This window comes from Rhodobacterales bacterium HKCCA1288, from assembly GCA_015693905.1.
Lineage (GTDB): Bacteria > Pseudomonadota > Alphaproteobacteria > Rhodobacterales > Rhodobacteraceae > M30B80.
The window spans coordinates 652,025-665,606 of record CP065161.1; the positions used below are offsets into that span (position 1 = coordinate 652,025).

Here is a 13,582-nt window from a genome sequence, read left to right on the forward strand (position 1 = left end):
TCTCATTTTACAGAGCCAGCCAAAAGGCCGCGCACCAAGTAACGTTGTAAGGAAAAGAAAACCACCAAAGGCACCGCGATGGATACAAAGGCAGAGGTTGCCAATATTTCCCAATCGCCGCCGCGTGTGCCCATCATTTCGACCAATTGCCGCGTCATCACCGTGGTTTCACCCGAACTGTCGATCAAGAACACCATCGCGACCAAAAGGTCATTCCATGTCCAAAGAAATTGGAAAATCGCAAAGGACGTCAAGGCGGGAAAACTGAGCGGCAGGATAATGCGCGTGAAAATCTGAAACTCGGTCGCGCCATCCACGCGCGCGTTTTCAATCACCTCGCGCGGCAGGCCCACCATGTAATTGCGCAAAAGGTAAATAGCCAAGGGCAAACCAAAACCCGTATGCGCCAACCAAACACCCAAATAGCCTTTGCCAATACCGATATCATTATGCAGCTTCAGCAGTGGAATCAGCGCCAATTGCAGCGGCACAACCAACAACCCCACAACAGCCGCAATCAGCAGCGCCCGCCCTGGAAACTCCATCCACGCCAAGGCATAGGCCGCAAAAGCCGCGATCAAAATGGGAATAATCGTTGCAGGAATTGTCACCGTCAGCGTGTTGAAAAACGCCTTTGACATCCCCTCGCGGTTCGAAGGGTCGAACAGAACATTTTGATAATTGCCAAGGGTGAAATCAGGGGGGGCAGAAACAGTCACGAAAATCCGCGCACCGCGTCCCTCAATCTGATCCGCAGTGCCGCGCCATTCATAATCGCCGCGCGCCGTGACGGTCAGGGTTTCCCCCTCGCCCAGATCAGCGACCTCATCGGGTTGATAGGCGTCAATCGCGCGCGAGGATGCACCCCATACGGTGATCTCTCGGACGATCTCATCCAAGTTTGCGGCGGCCCCGCCCTCGACAAAAATATTGCCAGAAACGAGATAGAAACCATCGCCCAAATCCACCCGCGCCTCGTCAGGATCTGCGGTGCGATAGGTTTCGTTTTGCACCGCAGGAAACAGCGCAGCCCACCATCCCGAACTGCGGATTTGATCCGTTGTGCGGAAGGAAGACACCAATAGCCCCAGTGTCGGCAGCACCCATACGATCACAAGGGCCAAGGCCGAAAAATGCACCGCCCATGACAGGCCCGATTTGCGCCCCGCAACATGATCCATCAGCGCATCTCCCGTCTGGCGTTATAGACGTTCCACACAAGGATCGGCAGCACCAAGATCATGATCACCATGGCAGCGGCCGAACCCACCCCCCAATCATTGGCGCGGAACAGTTTGTCATACATGTAATTCGCCAAAACTTGGGTTTCCCATTGTCCATTGGTCATCGCAAAAACGATGTCGAACACCTTGAGAACCACAATCGTAATGGTCGTCCAAACCACGACAATCGTGCCCGCGATTTGCGGCACTTTGATTTTGAAGAAAATTTGAAATGGGTTTGCCCCGTCCACGATGGCGGCCTCAATGGTTTCCTCAGGAATACCGCGCAAAGCCGCAGACAGGATCACCATGGCAAAGCCTGTCTGAATCCAAATCAAAACGATGATCAGGAAAATATTGTTCCAAAAGGGCACAGTCAGCCAAGTGATTGGGCTATCGCCGCCAAGCTGCAAATAAACGGCGTTAAGAATCCCGATCTGTGCCACATCCTCGGGGCGGGCATCATAGACCAATTTAAAAATCACCGCCGCGCCAACAAATGAAATCGCCATCGGCATAAAGATCAGGGATTTCGCGATATTCCCCCAACTGATCCGATCTGTCAGCTGCGCCGCCAACAAGCCAAAGGCAGTCGAGGCCGCAGGCACGATCAAAAGCCACAGGAAATTGTTGCGCAACGCCTCCCAAAACTTGGGGTCATCCGTCATGCGTGCGTAATTCTCAAGCCCAACAAAGGCGCCACCAAGGCTGCGGTCAGTCAAGGACAGACGCAAGGTCTCAAAGACGGGATAGGTCAAATAGAGCGCTAGCGCGAAAAGAGCGGGAAATAGAAAAAGCCATGGGCGTATCGCATTGGCGCGATTGATATTGCGCCCTGCATTTGCCCCGCGCGCAGGAAACAGCACGCGATCAAGAATTTGGTTCGAGAGGTAAAAATAACCCACGCAGCCCCCCACCCCGATCAGGATGGTCAATGCCGCTTGCATGATTGGTGACATGGGTGCCCTCCCCCGATGCGCACGAAAAATCCGCGCAAACACAAATAGGATCAGCCCGCGATACGCAGGCTGATCCAAAACCTAGCGCGATCTTATTTAATCGCGTCCCAGCTTTGCTGGATGGTGTCTGCTACAGCCGCCGCATCTGCGCCGCCTGCATAATCCACCATACCCGTCCAGAAGCTGCCTGCGCCAATCGCGCCGGGCATCAGGTCGGAGCCATCAAAACGGAAGGTCGTTGCGTTGAGCAAGATTTCCCCCTGACCGCGCAGTGTATCGGTTTCATATGTGGCCAAGTTCACGCCAGAATGGGGCGTCAAGAAGCCACCCTGCGCCATCATGATCTCATGGGCGACAGGTGTTTTGAGAAACTCGATAAACGCCATGGTCGCGTCAGATGGATCTGTGATTGCCATCAAAGTGCCGCCACCCAAAACTGGGCTGCCAAGGTCTTTTTCCGCGAATGCAGGGAAGTAGAAGAAATCAGCATCCTCGCCCACAACCGTGCCATCAGGGAAGAAGGCAGGAATAAAGCTGGCCTGACGATGCATGTAGCAGCCGGGAGGGGACTGGAACAAGCCCGCAGGGCTATCACGGAAATCGGTGGTTGCAACTGCGCCAGCGCCGCCCATCACATAGGCATCATTACGTGCGAATTGACCAAAGGTTTCGATCGCCTCAACAACGCGCGGGTCATTGAATGGGATCTCATTGGCAACCCATGCGTCATAGACATCAGGTGTCTGTGTGCGCAGCATCAGGTCTTCAACCCAGTCAGTCGCAGGCCAGCCTGTAGCGGCCCCAGAACCCAGACCAATACACCAAGGCGTGCCCCCATCCGCAACGATCTGGTCAGAAAGTGCGATCAACTCTTCCATGGTTGTTGGCACTTCGTAGCCTGCATCCTCGAAATTCTCTGGCACATACCACACCAAGGACTTCACGTTGACGTTGAAGAAGAAGCCATAGAACTGATCCGCGCCCGATTGATCGGCATATGTGCCCAGATCAACCCATGATGGGCCTGCTGCAAAATTCTCAGACACCCATGCGGCATTATCCGCGCCAAGCGGGGTCAAAAGACCATTGGCCGCCATATTGGCCGCAAGGCCAGGCTGAGGGAAAACCGCGATATTGGGGGCAGAGCCTGCCTCAGCGTCAATCACGATTTGCTGCTCAAAGCTATCCGACCCTGTATAGGTCGCATCCGCGCCTGTTGCCGCCTCGAAATAGGCCAAAAGCGCATCAAAGCGATCCGCCTCAGGCGAAAGCCAAGGGCCAGAAATCGTGACAGTCTGACCTGTCAAATCATGCGCCGCTGCGAATGCCTCGTAGCTGGCCCAATTGAAATCCCCCTCACCCACGGGGAACACCAAACCACCATGCGCGTCAGCCATCGCCATCCCTGAGGACAGCGCAAGGGCTGCGGCGCTTGCGTAAAACGAACGTTTCATAAGTAACCTCCCAGAACCGCACCCCCTGAGTGAGGATGCTTAGAACCTGCATTTCAAAACCTATTCCGCGATTCCGTCAAGAGTGTTTCAAAGCGCTTTGGAAAAGAAATGTCTTTAAATGCCCAAGACGCTGAAAGGACAAGAGAATTACAATATATTTGATTTTGCATTTGTTTTTCGCAGATACAGCGCGCCGCAATTTTAAAAATTTACTTTTGACAAGCCGCATAAAATTCGCCTAGCTGAGAAGAAATTTGAAAGCGCTTTGAAGGCAATCGTGTCGCGCCAGACGATGAAACGACCCAGCGCCATGCGCGACAAAGGAAGGAGGGAGGCGATGAATTTAAAAGAATTGGCATCATCGCTTGGGCTGTCTCAAACCACAGTCAGCCGTGCCTTGAATGGCTATCCCGAGGTGAACCCTGAAACCCGCGCCCGTGTCGAGGCTGCGGCGCGCGCGGCGAATTATCAACCCAATTCCCGCGCCCGCCGCTTAGCTACAGGGCGCGCGATGACCATCGGCCATGTGATCACGCATACGGGCGAAACTGAAATGGTAAACCCGATTTTTGCAGATTTTCTTGCAGGTGCAGGCGAGGTTTATGCCCGCGAAGGATATGACCTGCTTTTGTCTATCGTGCATGAGGGGGCCGCCGAACGCGCCTATCGCCAGATGGCAGCGAATGGCTCGGTTGATGGGGTGATGGTGCAAGGCCCCCGCCAAGAAGACCCGCGCATTGCGCTGCTACAGGAATTGGGGCTGCCGTTTTTGGTGCATGGCCGCACGGGGGATGCGCGTGGCTATAACTGGCTAGATATTGCCAATTTGCGGGCCTTTCGCCGTGCGACCGAATTCTTGTTGGATTTGGGGCATAGCCGCATCGCCCTGATCAATGGCCAAGAGGCGATGGATTTCGCCGCCCGCCGCCGCCGCGGATATGAAGAGGCGCTGCGCGCGCGCGGCATCACCCCTGACGCAAGCCTGATGTATGCCGATGTCATGACCGAAGGCTATGGCCACCGCGCCGCGGCACAATTGCTTGACCGGGAAAACCGCCCCACCGCCTTTTTGGTGTCATCGGTGATTTCTGCCATTGGGGTGCGCCAAGCGGCATGGGAGCGCGGGCTACAACTGGGCCGCGATGTCTCGATCATCACCCATGATGATGTGCTTTCCTATCTCAACAATGATGCCGAAGGCCCCGCATTTACCTCAACCCGCAGTTCAATTCGTTTGGCGGGGCGGCGCTGTGCAGAAATTTTGATCGAAAGGATCAAACAGCCTGACGCGCCCTTTGTGCATGAATTATGGGAGGCTGAATTGATGGTCGGGCGCTCGACTGGCCCTGCACCATAACGCCTGTCTCTGCCCGCACTGCTTTAACCCCGCTGCCGCATTTCAATGAGTTCTCTCACCATGACCACCCCCACCCTTCCCGCGCGGTCGGATTTTCCGCAAGATTTTCTGCTTGGTGTCGCCACATCGGCCTATCAAATCGAAGGCCACGCTCAGGGTGGCGCGGGCCAGACCCATTGGGATACATTCGCCGCTACGGGCAATAACGTCACCCGCGCTGAAAATGGCGCGCTTGCCTGCGATCACCTGAACCGATGGGAAGACGACCTTGACCTGATCCGTGATCTTGGCGCCGATATATATCGCTTCTCGCTGTCATGGGCGCGGATCATGCCCGAGGGGCGCGGCGTGGTGAATAAGGCGGGCTTGGATTTCTATGATCGTTTGATTGACGGGATGTTGGCGCGCGGGCTGCGCCCTGCAGCCACGCTGTATCATTGGGAATTGCCCTCGGCCCTCGCGGATCAAGGCGGTTGGGTGAATGGCGATATGCCAAACTGGTTTGCCGATTACACCGAGATTGTGATGGCACGCCTTGGCGACAGGCTGTGGTCGGTCGCCCCCATTAACGAGCCGTGGTGCGTCTCATGGCTATCGCATTTCGAGGGGCATCATGCGCCCGGTCTGCGCGATATTCGCGCCGCAGCCCGCGCTATGCACCATGTCCTCTCCTCGCATGGCCGCGCGATTGAGGTGATGCGCGCGCGTGGCATGTGCAATCTGGGTGCCGTGTGCAATTTTGAGGCCGCCCTGCCCGCCGATGAAAGCCCCGCATCAAAGGCCGCCGCCGCGCGTTACGATGCGATCTATAACCAATTCTTCCTGTCAGGCCTGTTTCATGGCCGCTATCCAGATCTGGTGCTTGAGGGGTTAGAGCAACATCTTCCCCAGAATTACCAAGACGATTTTGCCCATATCACCGCCCCGCTCGATTGGTTGGGGCTGAATTACTACACCTGCAAACGCCTGACCGCAGGATGTGGAATTTGGCCGAATTACCAAGGCGTTGAGGGGCCATTGCCCAAAACCCAAATGGGCTGGGAAGTTTACCCCGAGGGGTTGCATCTTTTCCTGACCCATACGGCGAAAACCTACACGGGCGACCTGCCGCTTTATGTGACCGAAAACGGCATGGCGAATGACGATACGCCCGAACAGCCAGATGTGGCGCGCATCACCTATCTTGATGCCCATATGCGCGCCTGTTTGCGCGCGATTGAGGATGGCGCACCTTTGAAAGGCTATATCGCGTGGTCGCTGATGGATAATTACGAATGGGCCTTTGGGTATGAAAAACGCTTTGGCCTTGTCCATGTTGATTTCGACAGCTTGCAAAGACGACCAAAAGCGTCTTATCACGCGCTCGCACAGGGCTGGCGCGCGGGCTAAATAAGGCAGGACAGGATGACATCTTCCCCCGATTTGGATTTGGTCGCAGATATCGGCGGCACCAACACCCGCGTGGCTTTGGCGCGCGCGGGCGTCATTGACCGCGACAGCATCCGCCGCTTTGCCAATAAAGACGCCGCTGATTTGCGCGAGATATTGGCGCAATTCATGGAGCAGGCGGGCCTCCGTTCTGGCGCGCTCTCGGGCATTTGCGTGGCCGCCGCAGGCCCCGTGCGCGATGGCGTGGCCAAAATGACCAATTTGGATTGGCATATTGACCGCGCGATGTTGGCTGATGTCTCGGGCGCATCACGCGTGGCTGTGCTCAATGATCTACAGGCGCAAGGCTATGCGATTGGCCATATTTCCGATACGGAATTGCGTGTAATCCTGCCCCATGATCCCGCCTCTGCCCATGCGGCGAAATTGGTCATCGGGCTTGGCACGGGGTTTAACGCCGCCGCCGTATTTGACGGGCCGCGGGGCCGCGTGGTGCCCCCTTCGGAATCGGGCCATATCACCCTGCCCACCCCTGATGACCAAACCCGCGATCTTGCCCGCTTCTTAGCCGAAAAGCATGGCTTCGCCGCAGTCGAGGAAGTTCTCTCGGGGCGTGGGATCAGCCATGTTCACGCCTTTTTGCACGGGATTGCTCAGCCCGCCCAACAGATCATGGATGCGCTTGAGCAAGATGATGCCAAGGCCCGCGCTACTGCTGCGCTCGTTGCACAGGTTCTGGGAAATGTCGCAGGGGATCTGGCCTTGGTGAACCTGCCTTTTGGTGGGGTCTATCTGATTGGCGGCGTCTCGCGCGCCCTTGCCCCCTATTTGATGCAATTCGGATTTGCCGAGGCCTTTGCGAATAAAGGCCGCTTTGGCCCGTTTATGGCGCAATTCGGGGTCAGTGTGGTGGAAGATGATTTTGCCGCGCTCACAGGCTGCGCGCAGGCCTTGATCGAGCTTTAGAACGCGCGGTCTTTCACGGCCTGCATAGAGACATGTGTCGAGGTTGAGGCGACATGCGGCAGGGCGGATATGACCTCGCCCAACACGCGGCGATAGGCGCCCATATCGCGGCAGCGCACCTTGACCAAATAATCAAACGCCCCCGCAATCATGTGGCATTCTTCGATTTCGGGCACGGCAATGGTGGCTTTGTTAAAGGCTGCCAATGCCGCCTCGCGCGTGTCGGACAATTTCACCTCAACAAAAGCCACATGTTCGCGGTCAAGCTTTACGGGATCAAGTTCCGCGCGGTAGCCACGAATATAGCCTTCCTGCTCAAGACGGCGCAGACGCACTTGGGTTGGGCTTTTCGACAGCCCCACGCGATCCGCCAATTCCGTGACGGAAATTCGGCCATCTTCTGAGACTTCCTTCAGAATCTTCCGATCAAACCCATCAATTTGCCCGCGTTCTGGCGATTTTGATACCATCAGACCCACCCTTTTCCTGTTTAATCAATTTATTTTCCCGCCAAACTACAAAGTCAAGGCGGATTTCCCGCCAATATCTTCGTATTGTAATTCATCTTCATTTTACCCCTGGTGTCCACATGACCGACCTTTCTGTGCTGCGCGATGCGATCCGTGACGATCACTTGGCCGATGAGGCTGCTATTCTCGACCGCTTAATAAAATCGCATGGCCCCGATCAGGCGACGCGCACAGCCGCTAAGGCGCGCGCAACCCGCTTGGTCACATCCATCCGCAATGACGCGGACGCAGGGTTGATGGAGGTGTTTTTGGCCGAATATGGCCTCTCAACCCGCGAAGGCATTGCACTGATGTGTTTGGCAGAGGCGTTGTTACGCGTGCCAGATGCGACCACGATTGATGCTTTGATCGAAGATAAAATTGCCCCTTCAGCCTGGGGCGAGCATTTGGGAAAATCCTCCTCCTCGCTTGTAAACGCATCCACTTGGGCGCTGATGCTGACGGGGCGCGTTTTGCAAGACGGCGAAGGCATGGATCGCGTGTTGCGCGGGGCCTTGCGCCGTTTGGGCGAACCTGTGATCCGCACAGCCGTGGCGCGCGCCATGCGCGAGATGGGGCGGCAATTCGTGTTGGGGCAAACCATGCCAGACGCGATGGCCCGCGCCGCCAAGCAAGAGGCAAAGGGATATAGCTATTCCTATGATATGTTGGGCGAGGCGGCGATGACCATGGCCGACGCGGATGCCTTTTTTGCCTCTTACAAAACGGCCATTGCCAAGATCACGCCGCGCTGTAACGCTGGGGATATCCGCAGCAACCCTGGAATTTCGATCAAACTCTCGGCGCTGCATCCGCGCTATGAGGTGGCACAAAAAGATCGTGTTATGTCCGAACTTGTGCCGCGCGTTTTGGAATTGGCCCTTAATGCGCGTCAGGGCGGGATGGGTCTTAACATTGATGCCGAAGAAGCAAATCGTCTTGATCTGTCGCTTGATGTAATTGAGGCGGTCTTGGCTGATCCACGCCTTGCAGGATGGGACGGGTTTGGTGTTGTGGTGCAGGGCTATGGCCTGCGTGCAGGCGCGGTGATTGACTGGCTTTACGCCCTTGCCACCAAACTTGATCGCAAGATCATGCTGCGTCTGGTCAAAGGCGCCTATTGGGACACCGAGGTGAAATTGGCGCAGGTTGAAGGGCTATCTGGCTTTCCTGTCTATACACGAAAATCCGCCACCGATGTGGCCTATCTGTGTTTGGCCAAAAAGCTGCTGGGTCTGACGGATCGCATCTATCCGCAATTTGCCACCCATAACGCCCATTCTGTGGCGGCCATTATCGAAATGGCAACAGACCCTACCCTTTTTGAATTCCAACGCCTGCATGGGATGGGCGAGGCGCTGCATGATCTGGTGCTGAAGGGTAACGCCACGCGCTGCCGCATCTATGCGCCTGTGGGGGCGCATAGGGATCTTTTGGCCTATCTCGTGCGCCGCTTATTGGAGAATGGCGCAAATTCTTCCTTCGTGAACCAAATCATGGATGAAAACACGCCACCTGAGGTGGTCGCAGCCTGCCCCTTTGAACGGCTCGAAGGCGCAGGGCCAAATCTTGCTGTGCGCCACCCAAGCGCGCTTTTTGCGCCCGAGCGCGCAAATTCACGCGGGTTCGACCTTAGCGATCCTGTCACCTTGGCCGAGCTAGACGCGGCGCGCGCGCCATTTCGAACGCATCAGTGGCAGGCAGGCCCTATTTTGGCCAAACCTGCGACAGGGGCCGATGACATCACCCAAACCTGCCCTGCCGATCCCACCGACATCGTGGGCCGTGTTACCGAGGCCGCCGCAGGTGATATCGAGACTGCACTGACATCTGCGCAGGCTTGGGACGCACCTGCCGCAGAACGCCGCGCCTGCCTTGAACGGGCCGCCGACCTTTATGAAGCGCATCATGCCGAATTATTTGCGCTTCTGGCCCGCGAGGCGGGCAAAAGCCCAGCCGATGCAGTGGCCGAACTGCGTGAGGCGGTGGATTTCTTACGCTACTACGCGGCCCATGCGCCGCTTTTGCAGCAGCCCGCGCGCGGGGTGTTTACCTGTATCAGCCCATGGAATTTCCCCTTGGCCATTTTCACAGGGCAAATCGCTGCCGCGCTTGCGGCGGGAAATGGCGTTTTGGCAAAGCCCGCTGAGACAACCACCCTCATCGGTGCGCGGGCCGTGGAATTGCTCCATGCCGCAGGCGTGCCACGTGGCGCCCTGCAATTTTTGCCAGGGCAAGGGGCCAAGGTCGGGGCGGCCCTTGTCAGCGATGCGCGTGTTGCGGGCGTGTGCTTTACGGGATCAACGGCAACTGCCCAAGGGATCAACCGCGCCATGGCGGCCCATCTGCACCCCGCAGCCCCTTTGATTGCAGAGACAGGCGGCCTGAATGCCATGATCGTGGACAGCACAGCCCTGCCCGAACAGGCCGTGCGCGACATTGTCGCCTCGGCCTTTCAATCAGCGGGTCAGCGTTGCTCGGCCCTGCGGTTGCTCTATGTACAAGAAGATATCGCAGAGGGCCTGTTACAGATGTTGCAGGGCGCGATGGAGGAACTCTCCCTCTCCCACCCATGGAACATATCCTGCGATGTGGCCCCCGTGATCACGGCAAGCGCGGCGGCAGAGATCAATGCCTATGTCCAACAGGCCCAGAGAGAGGGGCGTTTGATCAAACAGATCACCCCGCCCAGCACGGGCCATTATGTGGGGCCTGCCTTGATCTCATTGCCCGGTGGGATCAACGACCTTGAGCGCGAAGTCTTTGGCCCTGTCTTGCATGTGGCCACTTATAAGGCCCGCGATCTTGCGCGGGTTGTGGCGGATGTGAATGCAAAGGGCTATGGCCTGACCTTTGGGATGCACAGCCGCATTGATGACCGCATCGCCGAGGTGGCGAGCCAGATCAAGGTTGGCAATCTCTACATCAACCGCAACCAAATCGGTGCCATTGTGGGCAGTCAGCCCTTTGGGGGCGAGGGTCTGTCTGGCACAGGGCCAAAGGCGGGCGGGCCGCACTATTTGCCGCGCTTTACGACCCCCGACCTCGCAGCAGAAGGCCCAATGGGCGATGCGCCCCCCTGTGATGAGGCCAAAGTGACCCGCGCCCTGGCAGCACTTGCGCACCCCTCTGACAGGCCCCTTTCCCAAACAGAAATGCCTGGGCCTACAGGTGAATCAAACCTCTTGTCACGCTATGCGCGCGGGCGGGTTCTGTGTCTTGGGCCAACGGCGGAAGCGGCCATGATGCAGGCGCAAATGGCCAAAGAGGCAGGCTGCACCGCCCTTGCGATTGCGCCCGGTGTTGGCGCGCATGGAGTTGAAGGGCTACTTCCTGCTGACATGCTGCGCAGTCTCACGGGGTTTGATGCCGTGATCTTATGGGCAGACCCCGAAGAGGCCCGCCCCTATCGCGCGGCTTTGGCTGCGCGCGAGGGCGCCTTGATCCCGCTGATTTGCGAGAGCGACCCTAAACCGCGCCTGATCCTTGAGCGGCATATCTGCATTGACACCACGGCGGCGGGCGGCAATGCGCGGCTTCTGGCAGCGGCAGGTGAGGCTTAGATCGCCAACCCCACGGCACGGCCAATTAGGGATGTGGCTACCATTGCCAACACGCCCCAGAACATAACACGGAATGCGGCGCGCCCTTTGGGGGCGCCGCCCGCCTGCGCACCAAGCGCCCCAAGCGTGCCAAGGGCCGCCAATGTGGCCGCCCCCACCCAAATCTCCACCTGATCATGCGGGGCCACGACCCCCATCAGCAACGGCACCAAAGCACCGCCTGCAAATGTCGCGGCAGACACCACCCCTGCCTCTACAGGCTTGGGCGGCGAAAGATCAGTCAGCCCAATCTCATCGCGCAAATGTGCGCCAAGCGCGTCTTTGCGGGTCAATTCGCGCGCCACCTCATCGGCCAACTGCTCCGACAAGCCGCGTTGACGATAGATCGCCGCCAATTCGGCCAATTCGCCCGCTGGGTTCAATTTCAACTCGCGCTTTTCGCGCTCGACATCGGCGCGCTCAACATCGGCTTGGCTTGAGACGGAAACATATTCCCCCGCTGCCATCGACATCGCCCCTGCAACCATGCCTGCAATCCCCGACAAGAGGATCGTGCCTTGATCCGCACCGCCCGCAGCAACCCCCACGATCAATGACGCTGTCGACAAAATCCCATCATTCGCCCCCATCACCGCCGCGCGCAACCATCCTGAGCGTTGCGACAAATGCGGTTCCTCATGGGCCGAGGGGACATTGTGGGTATCAGGTCGGTGTTCAGCCATAATTGGGCAATCCCATTTTTCCTGGGTTAAAAATATTTTGCGGATCAATCCCGCGCTTGATTGTGGCCATGACCTCCATCGCTTCTGGCCCCAATTCGCGGATCAGATAGGCGGCTTTGCCTTGGCCGATGCCATGCTCACCTGTGCAGGTGCCCTCCATCGCAATCGCCATATCATTCAGCCATGCAACAAACCCTTCGGCCATCTCAACCTCGGCAGGACTGTCCGTGTCGATCAACATCAGCACATGGAAATTTCCATCGCCCACATGGCCCACAACGGGGGCGATCATGCCCAATTCTGACGCACGCGTCTGTGCCTTTGTCACAGCCTCGGCCAGACGGCTGACGGGCACGCAAATATCGGTGGAAATCCCCTTTGCCCCAGGGCGCAGGGCCAAACCCGCCCAATAGGCATCATGGCGCGCTTGCCACAGTTGATTGCGCTCCTCCTCAAGGGTGGTTGCGGCAAAACCCGTGCCGCCAAAATCAGCTGCAATCTCGCCAAAACTTGCCGCATCCTCGGCCACGCCTGTCTCACTGCCATGAAATTCCAATAACAAAAGCGGCGTTTCTGGCAGGGCCAGTTTGGAATAACGATTAACGGCCTCAACCATCAGCTTGTCGAGCAATTCAATGCGCGCCACGGGCAATCCATATTGCACAGTCGCAATGACACATTCGCAGGCAGCCTCGACCGAAGGGAACGAACAGGTCGCCGCAGAAATGGCCGCAGGGATACCGCGCAGACGCAAGGTTAACTCGGTGATCAGGCCAAGCGTGCCTTCAGAGCCGATCATCAGATGGGTCAAATCATACCCTGCCGAAGATTTCCGCGCCCGCGCGGCGGTTTTTACAATCTCCCCCGATGGCAAAACCGCCTTCAGCCCAAGGATATTTTCCTTCATCGTGCCGTAGCGCACGGCATTCGTGCCGCTTGCCCCCGTGCCCGCCATACCGCCAAGCGTTGCATCTGCTCCTGGATCCACAGGAAAGAACAGCCCCGTGTCGCGCAAATGCATGTTCAACGCCTTACGCGTGACACCTGGCTCAATCACGACATCCATATCCTCGGCACTGACCCGAAGAATGCGGTTCATCTGACTGAAATCAATACAAATTCCCCCTGCGGACGCATTCACATGCCCCTCAAGGGATGAGCCTGCCCCAAAGGGGATCACAGGCACATGATGACGCGCGCATAGACGCACAACATCTTGGACTTCCTCGGTCGATTGCACAAACACCACAGCATCAGGCGCTTGGGTGCGCAGCCATGTGGTGGTGTGGCCATGCTGTTCGCGCAAGGCGGCACTGGTCGCAAGCCGCGCCCCAAATTGCCCTGCAAGCGCCTCGATTACGGCGGCAATGCCATGCTCATTGCGCGGAAGATCTAAAATTTCAGCCATGGTGATGCACTTTCTCTGTTGCTGCCTTTATG

10 protein-coding genes are annotated in these 13,582 nt (G+C 57.4%); 4 read left to right on the forward strand and 6 right to left on the reverse strand.

What is annotated here, in order from left to right; translation table 11 throughout:
* Positions 1-2: 2 nt before the first annotated feature.
* The 3 genes from I3V23_03235 to I3V23_03245 all read right to left on the reverse strand — a co-directional run bounded on the left by I3V23_03235 (position 3) and on the right by I3V23_03245 (position 3,636).
* Complete coding sequence (locus I3V23_03235) at positions 3-1,181, reverse strand: carbohydrate ABC transporter permease (GenBank protein ID QPI86012.1); 1,179 nt, start codon at positions 1,179-1,181, stop codon at positions 3-5.
* Positions 1,181-2,182 carry a sugar ABC transporter permease gene (locus tag I3V23_03240; GenBank protein ID QPI86013.1) on the reverse strand — a complete coding sequence of 334 codons (1,002 nt, stop codon included), beginning with the start codon at positions 2,180-2,182 and terminating at the stop codon, positions 1,181-1,183. The genes I3V23_03235 and I3V23_03240 overlap by 1 nt, the downstream gene beginning before the upstream one ends.
* 92 nt (positions 2,183-2,274) lie before the next feature.
* Entirely contained in the window at positions 2,275-3,636 is a 1,362-nt protein-coding gene (locus I3V23_03245) for a carbohydrate ABC transporter substrate-binding protein (protein ID QPI86014.1), read from the reverse strand.
* Between the two features lie 337 nt (positions 3,637-3,973).
* Between I3V23_03245 and I3V23_03250 the strand changes: the two genes are divergently transcribed.
* The 3 genes from I3V23_03250 to I3V23_03260 are packed head-to-tail and all read left to right on the forward strand — an operon-like array spanning position 3,974 to position 7,348.
* Positions 3,974-4,993, forward strand: coding sequence for a substrate-binding domain-containing protein (locus I3V23_03250; GenBank protein ID QPI86015.1), 1,020 nt, complete (start codon positions 3,974-3,976; stop codon positions 4,991-4,993).
* Positions 4,994-5,053: 60 nt separating this feature from the next.
* Positions 5,054-6,382: a beta-glucosidase gene (locus tag I3V23_03255; GenBank protein ID QPI86016.1), complete on the forward strand. Its 1,329-nt coding sequence runs from the start codon at positions 5,054-5,056 to the stop codon at positions 6,380-6,382.
* 15 nt (positions 6,383-6,397) lie between these two features.
* Positions 6,398-7,348: an ROK family protein gene (locus I3V23_03260; protein QPI86017.1), complete on the forward strand. Its 951-nt coding sequence runs from the start codon at positions 6,398-6,400 to the stop codon at positions 7,346-7,348.
* Here the strand turns inward: I3V23_03260 and I3V23_03265 are convergent.
* Positions 7,345-7,818 (reverse strand): Lrp/AsnC ligand binding domain-containing protein, encoded by a 474-nt coding sequence (locus tag I3V23_03265; protein ID QPI86018.1) that lies wholly within the window; start codon positions 7,816-7,818, stop codon positions 7,345-7,347. The two genes, I3V23_03260 and I3V23_03265, sit on opposite strands and share 4 nt — an antisense overlap.
* Positions 7,819-7,937: 119 nt before the next feature.
* On the opposite strand from I3V23_03265, the gene putA reads away from it, so the two are divergent.
* Positions 7,938-11,420: a bifunctional proline dehydrogenase/L-glutamate gamma-semialdehyde dehydrogenase PutA gene (gene putA, locus I3V23_03270; protein ID QPI86019.1), complete on the forward strand. Its 3,483-nt coding sequence runs from the start codon at positions 7,938-7,940 to the stop codon at positions 11,418-11,420.
* Here the strand turns inward: putA and I3V23_03275 are convergent.
* Together I3V23_03275 and I3V23_03280 are read right to left on the reverse strand one after the other, a co-directional pair.
* Positions 11,417-12,142, reverse strand: a complete 726-nt coding sequence (locus I3V23_03275; GenBank protein ID QPI86020.1) for a VIT family protein — start codon at positions 12,140-12,142, stop codon at positions 11,417-11,419. The genes putA and I3V23_03275 overlap by 4 nt on opposite strands.
* Positions 12,135-13,550 carry an FAD-binding protein gene (locus I3V23_03280; protein QPI86021.1) on the reverse strand — a complete coding sequence of 472 codons (1,416 nt, stop codon included), beginning with the start codon at positions 13,548-13,550 and terminating at the stop codon, positions 12,135-12,137. Before I3V23_03280 ends, I3V23_03275 begins: the two co-directional genes overlap by 8 nt.
* Positions 13,551-13,582: the final 32 nt, after the last annotated feature.